The sequence below is a fragment of the Peribacillus sp. B-H-3 genome, from assembly GCF_048572925.1.
In the GTDB taxonomy this organism is placed as follows: domain Bacteria; phylum Bacillota; class Bacilli; order Bacillales; family DSM-1321; genus Peribacillus.
On the sequence record NZ_CP183879.1, the window covers coordinates 2,792,679 to 2,810,822 of the forward strand.

The 18,144-nt window shown below is 40.9% G+C and carries 17 protein-coding genes; 6 read left to right on the forward strand and 11 right to left on the reverse strand.

Going from position 1 to position 18,144, the window contains the following annotated elements; all coding sequences use genetic code 11:
* Positions 1–14: 14 nt before the first annotated feature.
* The gene (locus tag ACN6MY_RS13870) at positions 15–905 is read right to left on the reverse strand and encodes a nitrilase-related carbon-nitrogen hydrolase (RefSeq protein ID WP_419880723.1); all 891 of its coding nucleotides are present in this window, start codon (positions 903–905) and stop codon (positions 15–17) included.
* A gap of 360 nt (positions 906–1,265) precedes the next feature.
* Complete coding sequence (locus ACN6MY_RS13875) at positions 1,266–2,519, reverse strand: M20 family metallo-hydrolase (protein ID WP_419880724.1); 1,254 nt, start codon at positions 2,517–2,519, stop codon at positions 1,266–1,268.
* Between the two features lie 324 nt (positions 2,520–2,843).
* On the opposite strand from ACN6MY_RS13875, the gene ACN6MY_RS13880 reads away from it, so the two are divergent.
* Positions 2,844–3,722, forward strand: coding sequence for a VanW family protein (locus ACN6MY_RS13880; protein ID WP_419880725.1), 879 nt, complete (start codon positions 2,844–2,846; stop codon positions 3,720–3,722).
* Positions 3,723–3,836: 114 nt separating this feature from the next.
* On the opposite strand, the gene ACN6MY_RS13885 is transcribed toward ACN6MY_RS13880, so the two are convergent.
* The 3 genes from ACN6MY_RS13885 to ACN6MY_RS13895 form a co-directional block, all read right to left on the reverse strand.
* The gene (locus tag ACN6MY_RS13885) at positions 3,837–3,953 is read right to left on the reverse strand and encodes a YjcZ family sporulation protein (RefSeq protein WP_419880726.1); all 117 of its coding nucleotides are present in this window, start codon (positions 3,951–3,953) and stop codon (positions 3,837–3,839) included.
* Positions 3,954–4,078: 125 nt separating this feature from the next.
* A complete protein-coding gene (locus ACN6MY_RS13890) occupies positions 4,079–4,816 on the reverse strand; it encodes a protein-glutamine gamma-glutamyltransferase (protein WP_419880727.1) in 738 nt (245 codons plus the stop codon).
* A gap of 155 nt (positions 4,817–4,971) precedes the next feature.
* Complete coding sequence (locus tag ACN6MY_RS13895; protein WP_419880728.1) at positions 4,972–5,565, reverse strand: carboxymuconolactone decarboxylase family protein; 594 nt, start codon at positions 5,563–5,565, stop codon at positions 4,972–4,974.
* Between the two features lie 245 nt (positions 5,566–5,810).
* Between ACN6MY_RS13895 and ACN6MY_RS13900 the strand changes: the two genes are divergently transcribed.
* On the forward strand, positions 5,811–7,019 hold the full coding sequence (locus tag ACN6MY_RS13900; protein WP_419880729.1) for a cytochrome P450 family protein: 1,209 nt from the start codon (positions 5,811–5,813) through the stop codon (positions 7,017–7,019).
* A gap of 72 nt (positions 7,020–7,091) precedes the next feature.
* Here ACN6MY_RS13900 and ACN6MY_RS13905 read toward each other — a convergent pair whose 3' ends face one another.
* The 6 genes from ACN6MY_RS13905 to hutP all read right to left on the reverse strand — a co-directional run bounded on the left by ACN6MY_RS13905 (position 7,092) and on the right by hutP (position 13,618).
* Positions 7,092–7,313 carry a hypothetical protein gene (locus ACN6MY_RS13905; protein WP_419880730.1) on the reverse strand — a complete coding sequence of 74 codons (222 nt, stop codon included), beginning with the start codon at positions 7,311–7,313 and terminating at the stop codon, positions 7,092–7,094.
* 330 nt (positions 7,314–7,643) lie between these two features.
* On the reverse strand, positions 7,644–8,585 hold the full coding sequence (gene hutG / locus ACN6MY_RS13910; protein WP_419880731.1) for a formimidoylglutamase: 942 nt from the start codon (positions 8,583–8,585) through the stop codon (positions 7,644–7,646).
* A complete protein-coding gene (gene hutI, locus ACN6MY_RS13915) occupies positions 8,554–9,831 on the reverse strand; it encodes an imidazolonepropionase (protein WP_419880732.1) in 1,278 nt (425 codons plus the stop codon). Before hutI ends, hutG begins: the two co-directional genes overlap by 32 nt.
* Positions 9,832–9,847: 16 nt before the next feature.
* Complete coding sequence (gene hutU, locus ACN6MY_RS13920; RefSeq protein ID WP_419880733.1) at positions 9,848–11,506, reverse strand: urocanate hydratase; 1,659 nt, start codon at positions 11,504–11,506, stop codon at positions 9,848–9,850.
* Between the two features lie 20 nt (positions 11,507–11,526).
* Positions 11,527–13,053, reverse strand: a complete 1,527-nt coding sequence (gene hutH, locus ACN6MY_RS13925; protein WP_419880734.1) for a histidine ammonia-lyase — start codon at positions 13,051–13,053, stop codon at positions 11,527–11,529.
* Positions 13,054–13,180: 127 nt separating this feature from the next.
* A complete protein-coding gene (gene hutP, locus ACN6MY_RS13930) occupies positions 13,181–13,618 on the reverse strand; it encodes a hut operon transcriptional regulator HutP (protein ID WP_419884168.1) in 438 nt (145 codons plus the stop codon).
* Positions 13,619–13,846: 228 nt separating this feature from the next.
* Between hutP and ACN6MY_RS13935 the strand changes: the two genes are divergently transcribed.
* The 4 genes from ACN6MY_RS13935 to ACN6MY_RS13950 all read left to right on the forward strand — a co-directional run bounded on the left by ACN6MY_RS13935 (position 13,847) and on the right by ACN6MY_RS13950 (position 17,993).
* Positions 13,847–14,797, forward strand: coding sequence for a hypothetical protein (locus ACN6MY_RS13935; protein ID WP_419880735.1), 951 nt, complete (start codon positions 13,847–13,849; stop codon positions 14,795–14,797).
* 194 nt (positions 14,798–14,991) lie between these two features.
* Positions 14,992–15,942 (forward strand): MerR family transcriptional regulator, encoded by a 951-nt coding sequence (locus tag ACN6MY_RS13940; protein ID WP_419880736.1) that lies wholly within the window; start codon positions 14,992–14,994, stop codon positions 15,940–15,942.
* A gap of 464 nt (positions 15,943–16,406) precedes the next feature.
* On the forward strand, positions 16,407–16,574 hold the full coding sequence (locus ACN6MY_RS13945) for a substrate-binding domain-containing protein (protein WP_419880737.1): 168 nt from the start codon (positions 16,407–16,409) through the stop codon (positions 16,572–16,574).
* A 543-nt stretch (positions 16,575–17,117) separates the two neighbouring features.
* On the forward strand, positions 17,118–17,993 hold the full coding sequence (locus tag ACN6MY_RS13950; RefSeq protein ID WP_419880738.1) for an aldose 1-epimerase family protein: 876 nt from the start codon (positions 17,118–17,120) through the stop codon (positions 17,991–17,993).
* Positions 17,994–18,144: the final 151 nt, after the last annotated feature.

An 18,144-nucleotide genomic window follows, 5' to 3' on the forward strand; every position in this document is an offset into this window, starting at 1 on the left:
TCTTTTTTATATATTTAAGGAAGCAAAGCCGTCATTTCTTTATATGTCTCAGGCCGCCGGTCACGGTAGAATTGCCAGGCATCCCTGACTTCCCGTATTAACTTCCTGTCCATTTCCCCCACAATAACTTCATCTTTATCTCTGCTGGCCATGACAACAAAATTTCCTTTTGGGTCTGCTAGGTACGACTGGCCATAAAACTCTCCCATATTCCATGGCGCTTCGGTACCCACCCGATTGACTGCGGCAATATAGTATCCGTTCGCTACGGCATGTGCAGGCTGTTCCAGCTTCCATAAATACTCAGAAGTGCCAGCTACCGTCGCGGACGGGTTAAAGACAATTTCCGCTCCTTTCAGCCCAAGCAGCCGTGCACCTTCCGGAAAATGCCGGTCATAGCATATATACACACCAATCTTGGCGTATGCGGTATCAAACACTTGATAGCCAAGATTACCAGGCTTAAAATAATACTTTTCCCAAAATCCGCAGCCTTCTTCTCCTGCTGCAACATGCGGGATATGGTTTTTACGGTATTTGCCTAAATAAGAACCATCTGCATCTATGACAGCAGCAGTATTGTAATAGGTGGCTATTCCCTCCCGTTCATAAATTGGAAGAATAAGAACGACACTAAGTTCCTTTGCCAGTTCCTGAAAAAGTTTTACTGTTGGTCCATTTGGTACTTCTTCAGCTGCATCGTACCATTTAGTTTTTTGCTCCGCACAGAAATATGGACCATAGAAAATTTCCTGGAGGCAGATGATCTGCGCCGATTTTTCTTTTGCTTTCCTGATTAAATCCACATGTTTCTCAATTGCCTTTTTTTTATGGACTTCCACTGGCTCGTCTCCATGAATATCATTTGCCGCTTGTATAAGCCCAATCATTACTTTATCAGTCATGAAAACCCCTCCTGTTTTCTAAGTAAGAAAATATACTGAATAATCAGTATTCATTTCACTTATTTTATAATGACAAAGAATGCAATTCATTAAACACTTTGTAAGTATATAATTTGCCGATTCATACATAGTGTAAAAAATAATTCCTTACATGCAGAAAAGTGGCTGTAGAATATGTACATTAAAATCAATTATCAAAATCTCTGGCATTCTGGTTTTTCAAAAACTCAGCCGGCTGTACTGTTTTCATTCTGGACGGGAGGCAAACAGCGGCTGCCCCGGATCGCTTTTCCTTTAAAAGCACCTTGGTCATAAAAATACGGGGATGAAATCTGATGCCACCCCCATTGTTTTTATTAATTATTTTTTTGCTTCAATGACGGATAATGCAGTCAGGTATAGCAGTTCTGTTCCAAGTGCAATATCTTCATTCGACGAATATTCAAGAGGATTGTGGCTGATTCCGTCTTTGCAGCGTACAAAAATCATTCCATAATCGCAATAACGTGACATGACCATGCTGTCATGAAAAGGTCCGCTCATAAGCTCAGCCGGCTCAATACCCATTTTTTTGCCTTCATTGCGAATGGTCTCTTTAATCCACTCTGCACAGTAACGGGGTTCCGTATTGGTGTCTTCTCTTATAACTGCTTCAAGTCCATGCTGTTCGGCAATCTTCTGGATCTCCCGTTTTAACTCCATTTCATTCCGGTTTCTCTGTTCAATATCAATATCCCGTAAATCAACAGTAAAACTGACTTTTTCAGGAATAATGTTACGGGAATTAGGAAATACCTCAATGTTTCCTACTGTTGCAACTGCTGGTGAATCTGGGTTGCGGGCTGCAATCTCATTTAGTGCCACAATTACTTTTGCGGCACCAAGCAATGCATCTTTCCGCATATCCATAGGGACACTCCCTGCATGACCGGCGAAGCCAGTAAAGTCGACGGTCAGCCATAATGGACCCGAAATGCCAGTCACAATTCCAACGGGTTTATTTAATTTTTCAAGAACCGGCCCCTGTTCAATATGCAGCTCAAGAAAAGCTGCAACACTCCCTTTTTTATACTGCGACTCTGCAAATTTTGTTGGATCGCATCCAAAACTTATCAGTGCCTGTTCCCTTGTGATACCATCTTTATCCACTCTCTGTAGTTCTCCTTCTTCAAGTTCGCCCCAAATGCCCCGGACACCAAAAATCCCTTTATTGAATCTGCATCCCTCTTCATCACAAAAGGCTGCCACTTCAATTGGAATATCAGGAACAATCCCCTTTTCTTGCAAGGTCTGTACTGTCTCAATGGCTCCAAGCACTCCGATAGTTCCGTCAAACCTTCCTCCATAAGGCTGTGAATCAATATGTGAACCCAGCATAAGAGATGGCATATCAGGATTCCTGCCTTCAAGCCTCCCTATTAAATTTCCGAAGTTATCAATCCGGGTTTTCAAGCCAGCCTCTTCCATCCAGCCACGGACAATGTCTACAGCATGCCGGTCCTCTATGGACAATGCGAGCCGGCAGACACCTGTTTCACTGATCTTGCCTATTTCCGCTAGTTTTTCTATACGCTGCTGCAGTCTCTTGCTGTTTATCGAGTGTGCTGCAATCATATTTTCACCACTTTCATAAATATTTTTGAATAAATTTTATATCTATTGATTATACAGCCAACCTCAAATTACTTTAGTAGACATTATGTAACATGTTTGCTGTCCTAAAATGGACAGGTTGTTCTTGGGTTTGCCCGCCTTTTTTCAGCACTGCTGCTGATTAACCAGTATTCATGCTGAATCTGTAATCATTCAATTGAAGATTCAACCAGTACAGAGCAAAATAAACTTCTAAGGAGTGTATACATTCAATCGTCTAAGCTGGTTATATTAATATAGGTGGAATTATATGAAGACTAATATATACGGCGGTGTATACATGAAATGATTTTCCATTGGTTCGGCAGTTTAATACTTATCTCGAATATTTGGAGTTCATCTGCACATTTGACAGTCAGCTATCTGGGCCGCACAATTGCTGAAGCTGACCGTTCTGATTTTTCTATTCCCTTACCAGGCTTTCCTGTTTTAAATATGGAGAGATACCGCAATTTCATTAAAATTCTTGATGAGCAGACTTATCAGCCACCAAAGAATGCAGTGATTAATGGACAGGGAACGATCGTGCCGGGGCAGAATGGCTCTAAGCTTTATCAGCAGGCATTCACCAGGCAATTTTATGAATTCTTCTTCAGCGGACGGGATGTTCATCTGGAAACACCAATGATATCCATTTATCCTAAAGTGGACAGTGAACTTCTATCGAATATCAGGACCAAAAGGATTGGACATTATGTAACCTATTTTAAAGCCAGCAACAAAAATCGCTCACATAATATCAGCCTTGCTGCTAATGCACTCAATAATTATGTTGTTTTTCCAGGTGAGATTTTTTCCTTTAATAAAGCAGTGGGAATGAGAACTGAAAGTAAGGGATACTTAAAGGCTCCAGTTATTGTGAAAGGAGAATTTTCGGAAGGGATAGGCGGGGGCATCTGCCAGGTATCTTCTACCCTTTTTAATGCTGCAGATATTGCGGGATTGGACATTGTTCAAAGGTATTCGCATAGCCGGGCTGTTCCGTATGTACCTAAAGGGAGAGATGCGACGGTCAGCTGGTATGGCCCTGATTTCCAGTTTGCCAATACGCTTAATCAGGCCGTCCTTATTAGGGCGAATGTTCTGGGGGAGATGCTGGTTGTGAATATTTTCTCTTCAGATTCAATCAACGCAGGCTCCGCCCATAAAGATATTAACAGATAACCGTGGCCATGTGGCCCCATAGTTTTGGATGCAAAAAAATGCTGCAAAAAAAGAAATATGGGTGTTTCACTTTTTGCAGCAAGATTATTGCAGGACGTTTGATCAATTAATCCATTAAAATCCTCCATAGCCGCTAAAGCAGCTGCACCCTATAATGATTAAAAGTATAAACAATACCACTAATAATGCAAAACCATTACCGTACCCGTAACCGCCAGCAGCACCTGTCATCAATAACGCTCCTTATTTTTTAATTCCTTTACTTGGGTAATTGCAGTGTATGACAGGAAGGATAAAGTGGATTTGAATCTTCTGGTTGTTAAAAGCTCAGATTGCCTGAATATAATTGTATACATTTACAGGTTCTTTAAATCATATAACGAAATAAAATCAGGTCTTGTAATGGATCGTGTCAAAAAGGCTGATTCACTTCCGTCCTTTGCTCTTGTTTCATTAAGAAAGCTAATGATTTCTGCTGAACTTTGAATGCCTATTCCATGGCCGAAAAACTTGTCATTCCCGAAATAAATGACGTTTTCCCCTCTCCACTGAGGCTGTTCCGGATCAAAATCCGGATTTTTAAAATACAATATATCACCTGGCAAAAAATCATCGCCTTTTTTTGAATACAGCTCGAGGTCTTCATCGAAGTGTCCATCCATTAAAAGTATTCCTTCGAAATATTTGTTAAACGAAGCTCTGCCAATGGTCATTATTACAGATATATATAAAACTATTGCCATGGCAGTTGAACATTCAAATGCATAATATTCCCCATTAATTATGATATCTAAGATGGCTGATGCGGGGGAGACGTCTTTTTTTAGCAAAAATCCTCCATTATTCAGCCGGTCCCAATATTTTTTATTGCACATTGAATGTTCAAAGGTCTCAAATTCCGCTCCGCTCTCATTCAATTTTTTTGAGGCTTCTAAAATATTGCTGCGTGTAAACAGTTCGAACCTCAAATATTTCAGGCTTGGATATTCATATTTCGTTTTGTAGGCAATCATTTTTTTAATAATTGACTCTGAGTCATAGCCTTCAATTTGCAGGGACTCGAGGTTTGTTTGCTTCCCCTCTATTAATATCATGATTTCCTCCATAAATTATTGACTTCTCATCTTCCAATATATGAAGAAATAATGATCAGCATCCATATAAACGTTACTTTTATCAGCCAATACAGCTGCGAAAAGTAAAAAGCCCCTATTTTAAGGGGCTGCGGATGGTAATATCCAGGACTTTATCAAGATTCATTATATACTGATATCATGTTTGCCATTTGCATATAAACTCCCCCGGAACAAATGACAGAAGCTATAAAAATTGCCTCCATTTGTTCCTCCTGGGATACCTCAGCTGCTTTTGCATTCTTTGTATGCTTTTTAATGCTAAAAGAGCACTTTAAAAGATGAGAAACCGCTAGTGCAATGATTTCCTTCATTTTTGGGCTCAGCTTTCCTGCCTGGAAGGCTGAATCAAAAAAATTCTTACTGGTTTCTTGGCACTCATTTAATTCATTTGATTGGCCGGTTATTTCTTCTTGTTGCATAAATGTGCTTTCGCCTTTTACTGCAGCGGCAATAAATATAGCTTCAGACAGTTCTTCAAGTGAAGCTCCCTCTGTTTTGGCACTTCTTGTATGGATATCGATGCAGTACGGGCATTGTATCGCAGATGCTAATGAAAGAGCAATGGTTTCTTTTTCTTTTCTGTTCAAAGCTCCAGCTTTCAGAACTGCACTGTTATATGTTGCATATGCATACAGAATTTCGGGAACGAGGCTTTTTAGGCTGTTAAGGTGAAGCAGATTCTCTGTGCTATATACGTTAGTTTGCATATAAATCCATCCTTTTTATTTCGCTTTTATAATCCCGTATGTTTTCAACTATCCGCGATAGTAGTGAAAGAGAGATAACCCGAACTGCTGGTTACTTCACCTTATAACTTATCCCTTTGTATAGAAATCATTCTAAAAAAACAATCTAAAATAAACACTTAATTTTCGGAATTTTTAGTTTTCGTATTATAATAAATATTAGAACTGAAAATGCAAAAGAAGCAATCGGGGAGGAGAAACATAAAATGGAACTTAAAAATAATGGAGAGATAACAAATGGACAACATTATATGTTTACAGATTCTTTTGTTCAAAATCCCTATCCAATTTACAAAAAACTTAGAGAGGAGGCTCCCATTTATAAGACCATTCTTCCTGGGGGGATGCATTCCTGGCTGATTACACGGCATGAAGATGCCTCTGAACTTCTAAAAGACAGCAGATTTATTAAGGATTATACGAAATTATTTGATGAACCAACCTCACATACCAGCATCTTTACCCAAAATATGCTCTTTTCTGATCCGCCTGATCATAAACGGTTAAGAGGCCTTGTACAAAAAGCGTTTACACCCAAAATGATTGAAGGCATGCGTGATAGAATTCAGGAAATAACGGATGAACTCCTCGATGATGTAAAAGGAAAAGGTAAATTAAATTTAATTGATGATCTGGCATTTCCTCTACCCATTATTGTCATCTGCGAAATGCTTGGAGTTCCCAGCAAAGACAGGGAAAAATTCAGGATATGGTCCAATTCCCTTATAGAAAGCGGAACTGCAGAAAGCTTTGAAGAAGTTGGCCAGCATATGTCAGAATTCATTGCCTACCTTGGAAGCTGGTTTGCACAGCTGCGTGATAACCCCTGCGAAGGCATGATAAATGACCTGATTCATGCTGAAGATGACGGAGAAAAACTGTCTGGAGAGGAACTGTATGGTCTTGTTTCTCTTTTAATCATTGCAGGGCACGAAACTACAGTTAATCTGATAGGTAATGGTATCCTATCCCTGCTTGAATTTCCGGAACAGTTGGATAAACTGAAGAATAATCCTGAGCTCATTTCAACTGCTATTGAGGAACTGCTCCGCTTTAATGGCCCAGTTGAATTCAGCACTGACCGCTGGGCAGGCGAAGACCTGATTTTTCGGAATGTTGAATTTAAACGCGGAGATCATGTTATTGTAGCCCTAAATTCAGCCAACCGTGATTCTCAAGTTTTCAAAGATCCGGATATTCTCGACATTACCCGGGAAAAAAGCCAGCACCTTGCTTTTGGAAAAGGAATTCATTTATGCCTTGGTGCGCCCCTTGCCCGTTTAGAAGGAGAGATTGCCATTAATACCTTATTAAACAGAATGCCGGATATTCGCCTGGCCATTGATCCGGATGAATTGCAATGGAGACCGGGAATGATTGTACGGGGTGTAAAAGAAATTCCGCTAGTATTTTAAATAATTTAGCCTCCTGCTTATTGGCAGGAGGCTATTAATTTTAATTGTCTGCTGTTTTCAGGGTATTTACGGTTATTCAATAATTTCACCTGTCTTATAATCGGCCATGAATATCTCCACAACGTCCTCAATTGTTCCATCAGCTTCATGCAACTGAACAATGATTTCATTTCGGTGTTCGTCAGGGCTAATCTTCACATCGCAAAAACGGTTGACAGCAATTTGAACTTTCAAATCTTCGGCTAATTCTGCAGCATCCAGTGATTCCTTTAGCATATATCTGTAAGTTTTCATGTAGTATCCCTCTTTTATTAGTTCGTTGTGATATTATATTCTGCCCTTTAGAGTAAGAGTTTATTTTAGGGATACACTCATTGAATTATTTTTTATTGGCTCTTTTCGTAAAGATTATTGTTTTTTAATCAGTTCTATAAGGCGACCTCATTTTCAAATGAGGTTGATTGGAGCGAAAGGTGCGGGACTCCTGCTTAGATTAGCGGGAAGGTGAGACCCAGCAGGCACCTGAGGATGCTCACCGCCCGCTCCGCTGGAAGCGGACATCCTGGAGAGCTGAAATCAACTCCTTGTTCCATAGCAGCAAAATTTACAAAAAAAGCCTTTATATTATGAAAATATGAATTCCAGCATGGCTGCTGAAGCAAGCCTGCTTGTTATATCCCTGAAATCCCTGGAAGGATCAATTTCCACAATGTCCATTGCTTTTACTTTCGGATGGCGGGATGCTTCAGCTATACTTTTTATAAGCTCCCTGCTTGTTAAGCCTCCGGGCCCTATTGCCGGGCAGCCTGGTGCATAGGCCTGATCCACAACATCCATATCAACGGATAAATAGATTAAATCCGCTTCTGCCGATAACCGGCTGATTTCTTTTCTTATGATAGGGACAATGCCAGTTTCTTCAACATCTCCCATGGAATATACGGTAATGCCTTTTTTCTTTGTGTATTCATGATATATTTTGGAGTTGCAGTAATCACGTATGCCAACCTGGACAAGATGTTCCCCTTTAATAAATCCTCCTTCTATTAGACTGCGGAAAGGAGTGCCATTTGTTCTCCCGCCATCTTCAAAGCTTCTGACATCATGGTGTGCATCCCATTGAATGACACCAATTGTTCCGTATATTTCCTGGAATGCCTGTATAGCGGGGAAAGTTATCCCATGATCTCCCCCAAGAATGATATGACGTTCACAAGAAAACGTGCCGAGCATTTCTTTAACAGAAATACGGAGCCTTTTTAATGTTTCTTCGATGTTAGCGGGATGTGTTGGTACATCTCCAAAGTCCAGGATAACTTCTCCGCTGTAATCCTGGCCTTTTTCACCTGAATAAGCGGAAAACCCCTTCAAACAATTCCGGATTGTTTTTGGGGCTTCAGATGCTTGTGAAGAGGAAATCGATGTCCGGGAATATGGCAGGCCAATAATCCCTGTTTTTCCAGATATCCCTGTTGAATAAGGAATCAGGCTATCGTAAATTTTAGGCATATTACGGTCTTGAAATAAAACTTCCTTACCTGGAGTCAGATAGCTGAAATTTTTCATTCTTCTGTCTCTCCCATATTTTATTTCCATCCAAATAAACAATTTTTGCGTGATTAACACCAAAGTGGTAGGGAATGTAATGATAGTTATCTGCATCCCAGATGACAAAGGTTGCCGGTTTTCCTACTTCAATGGTCCCGGCTTTTCCGTTCAGGCCAATTGCATGGGCTGCATTGACTGTAACACTGTTCCAAATTTCCTCCGCTGACATATTTAACTTTAGAGAGGCAAGCGACATGATGAGCTGAAGGTTTTCAGTTACACAGCTTCCTGGATTGAAATCAGTTGCGAGAGCAATAGCCAGCCCATTGTCAATCATTCTTCTAGCAGGTGCATAGGTATCCTTTCCTAAGTAAAATGTGGTTCCCGGCAATAAAACTGCAACCGTATTTGAATCACCAAGCATCTTTATTCCCTTATCTGAAACAGCAACAAGATGGTCTCCGCTTGCTGCTTCAAGTTCTGCTGCAAGTTCAGCACCTCCAAGTGAATCGATTTCATCAGCGTGGATTTTCAGGCCAAATCCTTTGCTTTTAGCAGCTTTTAAGAATTTTCTTGACTGTTCGGCAGTAAAGACACCTGTCTCACAAAAGATATCTGCAAACTCAGCGAGATTTTTATGGCTTATCTCATCAAGCAAACCTATCATCTCATTTAAAAAATCTTCTTCTCTTCCTTTATAGGAAAGAGGGATGGCGTGCGGTCCCAGAAAAGTCGGGACAATGGCAGCTGGAAATGAATTCTGCAGTCTTTGAATAACACGCAGCTGCTTGATTTCAGTATCACGGTCCAGGCCATATCCACTTTTAGCCTCAAGAGCAGTGACTCCAAAAGAAATCATTCTTTCCAAGTGGAACGATGCCTTCTGAAAAAGTTCTTCCTCTGAAGCTCTTTGTGTTGCATCTACGGTTGAAAGAATCCCTCCGCCACCCGCCAAAATTTCCAAATAACTCATACCTTTTTGCTTTAAAGGCATTTCGTTTTCACGCGAACCGCCAAAAACTAAATGTGTATGCGGATCGATAAGTCCAGGAGAAACCATTTTTTGCTGTACATCGATGTATTGTACTGCCTTTTTAGAATCCGCTTCATCATCATTGCCGATCCAGGATACTTTTTTGTCCTTTACCGCAAATGCAGCATTTTCCTTCACTTTTAAAACACTCATTTCTTTGCCTTTTAAAGGGGAAAAAGAAGATTCAGGCAGAATCAGCTGGCTAATATTTCTAACAACAAGATCATGCATTAATCATCATCCTCTCTTATAGCATGGGTATATCGAGATTTTTTTCCCTTGCTGATTTGATTGCTGCTTCATAACCGGCATCTGCATGACGTACAATTCCCATCCCAGGATCTGTTGTCAGCACCCTTTTCAACCTTTCTTCTGCAAGATCAGTGCCGTCTGCAACTGCTACCATTCCAGCATGCAGGGAATATCCCATACCTACTCCTCCCCCGTGATGGACGGAAACCCATGACCCGCCGGCTGCTACATTTACCAAAGCATTCAGTATAGCCCAATCCCCTACGGCATCGCTTCCATCCTTCATTGATTCTGTCTCCCTATTAGGTGATGCGACAGATCCGCAGTCGAGATGGTCACGCCCTATAACAATAGGAGCTTTAAGCTCGCCTGACCGCACTAGTTCATTAATTGCCAGACCCATCTTCATTCGTTCACCATATCCAAGCCAGCAGATTCTTGCCGGGAGCCCTTGAAAAGCAACTTTTTCACGGGCCATTTTTATCCATCGATTGAGTGCCTCATTTTCAGGAAACAGTTCGTTTATCAATGAGTCAGTTCTATATATGTCTTCCGGATCTCCAGATAGGGCAGCCCACCTGAATGGCCCTTTTCCTTCACAAAAGAGCGGTCTGATAAAAGCAGGAACAAAACCCGGAAAATCAAAGGCGTTTGAAACACCTGCATCTTTTGCAATTTGGCGGATATTGTTTCCGTAGTCAAATACTACTGACCCCCTTCGCTGAAATTCAAGCATGGCTTCTACATGCTTTGCCATTGAACGGGTTGACCTTTTAATATATTCTTCAGGATTATCACTTCTAAGCTGTTCTGCTTCTGTTAAATCCATTCCTTCAGGTATATAGCCATTCAGCGGGTCATGTGCTGATGTTTGGTCTGTCACGATATCAAAGTGCATCTGCCTGTCAAGCAGCTCATGATGAATTTCTGCAGCATTGCCTTTTAATCCGATGGAAAGGGGCTTGCCTTTTATTTTTGCTTCATTTGCAATGATGAGTGCCATATCCAAAGAATCTGCAAAAACATCGCAGTACCGTGTCTGAATTCTTTTTTTGATATGTGTGGCATCTGTATCAACTGCAATACAGACACCGCCATTCATGGTTACAGCAAGCGGCTGTGCTCCTCCCATTCCTCCAAGGCCCGCAGTAAGAGTTATTGTTCCTTTCAGAGAACCGCCAAAATGCTGGCGGGCAAGCTCGGCAAAAGTTTCATACGTACCTTGAAGGATTCCTTGTGAACCAATATATATCCAGCTTCCGGCAGTCATTTGTCCATACATCATCAGGCCTTTACGATCTAATTCATGAAAGTGGTCCCATGTAGCCCATTTGGGCACAAGCACAGAATTAGATAACAAAACCCGGGGAGCCGCGGCATGGGTTCTGAAAACTGCAACAGGCTTTCCAGATTGAATCAGCAGGGTTTCATCATGTTCTAGTCTCCTAAGTGTTTCAACAATAGCATCGAATGCTTCCCAGTTTCTTGCGGCTTTCCCGATGCCTCCATAAACAACGAGGTCTTCAGGCTTTTCCGCTACGTCAGGATCCAGGTTATTGTATAGCATTCTTAAAGCCGCCTCCTGCTCCCACCCCTTGCATTCCAATGTCAGCCCTCGTTTTACAGTAATTTTGCGGTTCGCTTCAATCGGCATATCTCTTCCCCCTTTATTTTTTATGTTTGCAGTACAATTTCTCTTCCATGAGTCATTGTCCAGCTCAGTTCATTTTTTTTTAACCATTTTGTGATGTTTTCAATGTCTTCTGAAAATACCCTGTCTTCTTTAATGGAAGGGACGACTTTTCTGGCATCGTTATAAAATTCCCTGGTTGTAGGCGACAATTTATCTGGTCCTCTGTATTCCGCAGCCTGGAGGGCGCATATGAGCTCAATTGCCAAAACGCGCCTGGTATTTTGAATAATTGCATGAGCATGCCTGGCAGCTATTGTTCCCATGCTGACGTGATCTTCCTGATTGGCTGAGGATGGAATAGAATCGACGCTTGCAGGATGTGCCAGCGTTTTATTTTCAGAAACAAGTGAAGCTGCACAATATTGAAGGATCATTGCCCCTGATTGAAGGCCAGGATTGGGGCTTAAGAAGGGCGGGAGATCATTCAGCTGCGGATTAACAAGCCTTTCAATTCGCCGTTCAGAAATGCTTGCAAGTTCTGCTGCTGCAATTTTCATAAAATCCATGCTGATAGCTATCGGCTGCCCATGAAAGTTTCCTCCTGAGATAATCAATTCTCCATCGTTAAAAATCAGGGGATTATCGGTTGCTGCATTGGCTTCAATTTCAAGTTTTTCCTTCACATAATCCAAAGCCTGCCACGATGCCCCATGAACCTGAGGGATACACCGGATTGAGTATGCGTCCTGAACCCTTTTTTCCCCCTGTCTGGTGACCAGACTGCTGCCTTGCAAAATGTCCCTGATTCTTTTAGCAACCTCTATTTGCTGCGGGTATCCGCGGGCCTCATGGATGGCAGGATGAAAGGAATCTATTATTCCTTCAAGCCCCTGGATTGTAAGCGAAGCAATCATCTCACTTTGATATGCCAGCTTGCTTGCCTCCAGCCAGCTCACAGCTCCCATCGCAGTCATTGCCTGTGTCCCGTTAATTAAGGCTAGCCCTTCTTTTGCCTGCAGGCTGATAGGATTCATGACCTCTTGCAAATATGCTGCTTTTGCAGAAATGATGTGTTTCTTATAAAATACTTTTCCTTCCCCCACCAAAACGAGCGCCAGATGTGAGAGAGGTGCCAAGTCGCCTGATGCGCCTAATGAGCCCTGCTGCGGAATGACAGGATGAATTCTCTTGTTTAAAAGGGATGCCAGCTGCTCGGCTATTATGGGACGGATTCCCGAAAAGCCCTTTAGCAGGGCATTTAGCCTCAGCAGCAGCATGGCTCTTGACACTTCTTCAGGAAAAGGTTCACCCACCCCGCAGGCATGTGACCTGATTAAATGGAGCTGCAGATCATTTACATCACTTTCATCTATGGTTACGTCACTGAATTTGCCAAACCCAGTGTTGATTCCATATATGGTTTTTTTTTCTGAAACTATTCTTTCTACTGCCTTTCTGCTGTTTTTTACCCGTTCCATGCTGTCGGAGCTAATGGAAACCAATTCATTTTCAAAACACACTCTTTCGATTTTATCCAATGACAATGCATGCCCTGACAATTCAATCATGTACCTACCTCCTGAATATTCCTGAATTGAAATTGATAAACCCGTTTTTTTCTGCACAAAAAGGCGATAATGGCATGGTAGTGCCATCATCGCCCCCTCAATCGCTAATGACTTTAGGCAATGTTAATTAAATATGATTGATGCCCAAACCAACTGTTTCATGCTCCAGTCCTTTGACAGGTGCACCGATGGTTCCATAAAATGCTACGGCAATCCATTCTCCTTCACCTTGTTTTTCATATGGCCTGCCCCGTACTACGGCAAACCTGAGACCAACCGTTCTCAACATTTCCCCTATTGCAATCTGCCCTCGTGTAACACCTTCGATTGCTTCGATAATCGCGTGATACAAGGAGTGTGTTTCCCGGTAATGTTCTTCTGAAATCAATTTATTTCTTTTTGCAGCCGTTTCAACAGCAGAGATGATTTTTTGCATATTCATCGAGCCTACTTTTCCCTGGCAAAATCTAACGGAATGTAAGGCTGGAAGAAAGCCCTTTATTTCTTCATCTGTCAAGGAAGCAAGCAGAATAGCAATTTTTCCTATTTGGACAGTGTGGCTCATAATTTTCACCAAATCTCTATTCACTAATAACTTCTTTTATTGTAAGGTCCCCTTCTTTAATCTGTCAAATAAATATTTTGAAATTTCAGTCTATTAATAAGGCAGCATGGTAAAGACTTAACGTATTTCTAGTGATTGCAAAAATTCATGCATCCTCCTCTGATGACCGTGTGGTATAATTAGTGTTATCTGTAAATATTAACCTAATTTATTTTAGGAAGGGCTGAAATGATGGTCTGGTTATTAATTATTGGCGCTGCCATCTTAATATTGATTCTTCAGGCGGAATTAAAAAGAGGTGCCACAAGACATGAACGATTTGAAAGAGACTTCAAAGCTGATTTCGAAAATATAAAAAACATTGGACATCATGAGATTGCTGAGCCGCTGGCCTCATCCATGAATGAAGCTTTACACTATGAATATATGGAAAAGGTCAATTCAGAATTCCGCAATAAATTTCCAAGGATGTCTCAATCACAGGCTTCCTTGTACTGGAGGGAAATTCAGCGTTATCTTTTGATGGCCTCCATTTTCAAAAGTATGGAAATGTTTAATCCAAAGGTTGATGAATTATGGCATACCATGTTAAATCATCCGGATGAGTACCAGCAATTCTGCAAGGACTTTGCAGGGCATGAAATTTTCCACTACCCCAGCCCAGAACCAGTTTACAAGCCCTTTGAACGAACATTTTTTGACTTATGCTATGTACAGTTATTCTCGATCGACAATTCTTCTCTTTCTGTTTGGGGACCTTTTTTCAAAGAAGGAATAGGCCAGGAATATTTCAATGAATTTATAAATAAAAATCTGTCTTATCTGAAAAATAAATATATGCACCAGCAAGCAAACCCCGAGACATCGCGTGTTTTTGAGTCATTTGTTTCCAAGATAAAAAATAGCAAAATAGAAGACGTTGCCGACTGGAAAAATCTTTATAGTTATAACAATGATGCAAGTTACGCCTACTTATTTTTCGCACAAACAGATGATTGGAATTATCAAGTTCACTGCAAGCATATCTTTGGTGATGACATCCCGCTGCCGCACAGTCATCATTCACATCATGAAGGGTTAAGCGGGCACCACGGAGACACTGGACATGGCGGAGGCCATTTTGGTTCGGACTCCAGCTGTTCTTCTTGCTCCTCCTGCAGCTCCTGCTCTTCTTCATGAATGTTCTTTCCATACTTTTCGGAGTATGGAAATTTTTATTTTCATAAAGAAATTGATGGTTTTTACAAGGTTTTGCTGAATCCCTTCTTCTTTTGATAGCTTTTGTCAGATGGCAGGAAAAACTGAAAGTAATGAGAGAATATACATGCTATCAAGCTTCAATAAAAATTTGCTGTGAAAGGGCTGACATATTAATGAGTGCAAATCAAATAACCAGAGCATATTCAATAAAAGATGTTTCTAAAAAAATCAATGTTCCAACCGGTACAATCAGACAATGGGAAAAAGACTTTACGGGGCTCCTGCATATTCCAAGATCCAAGCAAGGTGCCAGATTTTACACTGAAATGGAAATGGCCCTTTTGAAAAAGATCAAGGAAATGCGGGATAAAAATATTAGCAGAGAAATGATACGAACTCTTTTGGAGCAGCACCTGAATGGCGTTTCACAACACCCTTCCGAAACCTTCGGAGGTTCCGAAACGCCAAGTGAAACAAATGAAATAATTGCTGCGATGCCAAACGCCCCCGCGCCTAATGCCCCGGCGCCAGAAGTTTTGAGAATGGAAGAAATGCTAACAGTTATGGAAAACTACCGTCAGGATATGATCAGGGAGATTACAGGGGTCATTCAAAATGGTAAAACTGAAATTGTGGAAGACCTTCAGACGGTCATCAATCAAGGAAACATGCATACGATCCAAGGAGTTGCAAAATCGATACAGCGTTCAAATGACAAACGCCAAGCTGAAATTCAGATCCTGAACGATACTATTGAGAAAGCTTCGGAACTTACTTTCGAAACTTTCGGAACCATCTCCGACTGCATTGCGAAAGCTTCGGAGGATACTTACGAACTGCTTTCACAGCAAATTACGGAATCTTCAAGGAGCACAATGAATGAGAGTAAAAATATGTTATCTAAAATCTCCCGAACTGTTAAAGAAGCCCAGAAGGATATAACAAGCATGTCGAAAACCTTTCAGCATGAAAGAGAGCACATGGTAGATGTTATGAACCTTAATCTGCAGCAATTTACTGAAGCAGTCAAAGAACGTGAGGAAGCTTTTCAAGACATGGTAACCGGTTATAGAGAGGCTGCTGCTGCAAAAAAACATAAAAAATGGTGGAATGTCTGGTCATAATTAAAGAATTACCTGAGATGGAGCCGGCATGCTGCCGGTTCTTTTTTTGGGGGTCATGAAAAAGCTTTGTTATGATTTTTAGCCGGAAAGTGCTGGACCTTTTGCACAAGTTCCCGAGTGAGCTGTTTTACATAGCACATACATGTAAGATAAAATAAATGGCGGAGGGAAATATATCTATCTATGGGTTTCTAAATTAACGATTTATAATCTTGTGGAAAAAGGCGAGCCGCCTGTATTTCGTATGTAAGGCAAATGCGGATCCATGCGAATGACTTGGAGTATTATTTAAACAGCCGGAAATCACTGTTCCGAGCCAAACGCCTCCCATTGAATACCTGAACGGAGAACAGGCTGCTGCCCAGACAATAGTCATAGGCTGCCAAGATCTTGTACTTGATTTGCTAGGAAAACATATCGAACCACAATCGGTATATAAAACTCTCCGCTCATATGCCGGCAGCATGAATAGCGTTTTATCCATTTATCATAGAGAAAAAGATATTGTGAGTTTGCATATGTTTGATAGAGATACTGGAGAATATAATGTCCCTTACATTAAGAATTTTCTCTTGAGTTGTTCTTGCATCCTTATTTATCTGGTTACCTGCAAGGCAGGCTTTTATGTATAAAAGGGAAATCCCCTGAAGTTAAACGATTTGAAATGTTTGAATAGGCAGGGATTGAGCTTACTAAATCGCAGAAAAGTTTCAGTCGGACAAATTTTGCTTGACGAACAATTAAGTCTTCATCATATTCCCCTTCAGCCGTCTCAGGCTATGATAATGAAGGAACCAATCGTTATAGCAGTGCTTCGGCTTTTTCATCAGGTCATGCAGATGTAGGCATTGGCATTGGCTTTGAAAAACTGGGAAAATGGCAAACAGCGGCTTCATTCCCCTTATAACTGAACGATAGATTTGGTATTGCTTAAAAATGCCAAAAACCTCTCATTTAGTTAACATTTCTCTGTAACATCCTCCAAAATGATTCATTTAAGGCTGAGATTGAAGCACAAGGCGATTATGATGTTACAGATATCGGGAAAATTTTGTATAAAATATGTTAACTTTACTGCAGGATTGGTAAATTAACCTGGAAATTGCGCAACAGGCTTTTAATTTCAAAAATTGCGCATGCTAAGAACAAATCTATGAAAGCAAGGAGCTATCAACATGTTATCACAGCTTGAAAACGAAACACTTATTGTAAAAATGCAGGACAAAGGTGCAGAACTTGTCAGTATCGTTTCAAAGGAAAATGGCAAAGAATACTTATGGCAGGCCGATAAGGCTTTTTGGGGCAGACATGCTCCTGTACTGTTTCCCATTGTCGGAAGGGTCAATAAGGATACATATTATGTGAATGGAAAAGATTTTCACCTTTCCCAGCATGGTTTTGCCAGGGATCTGGAATTTGAGGAAGGCGAATCTCATGCATCAAAACATGCATACACCTTGTCTTCTACAAAAAGCACTTTAGAAATATATCCGTTTCCTTTTCATTTAGAAATATCCTACGAGTTAGCAGGCAATAGTGTTTTGGTCAGATATCAAGTGAATAATCCCGGTAAGGAAGCGATGTACTTTTCAATTGGCGGCCATCCTGCTTTTCGCTGCCCTGTGTTTGAGGATGAACAGTTCGAGGATTACTATTTAGACTTTGGCGAGAAAGAGAAAATGGGAGTATTTGAATTGGAGGGCGGCACACGCTTGCCTGAAAAAAGGCAAATTGCCCCTGCCTCGCAAACTCTTGAGCTTAACAATAATCTATTTGAAAAAGATGCTCTAATTTTTGAAAATCTCAAACAGAGTAAAATTGCCCTCCGTTCAAAAAAACACTCATCCTTTGTTGAAGTTGAGTTTGCAGGGCTTCCCTACGCGGGCATTTGGAAACCTCATAATGAGGCGCCATTTGTCTGTATTGAACCGTGGCAGGGTATTGCAGATGCATCTGGAGAGCCTGGGGAACTGAAGGATAAAAAAGGAATCGTTTCACTAGATCCAGGGAAGAAATATTCATGCAGCTATAAAATTACAATTGGTTCTTAAAGGGCATAAAAAGCGCAAGCCAAATAGTTTGCGCTTTTTATCCCTTATTTTTCGTTCTTATTGCTATTATTGATATAATTACATTATTGAAATTATATTTTCTATTTAATAAGTTATTGGTTTCACTAATACAAAAAGGCAGGGAGAGAGC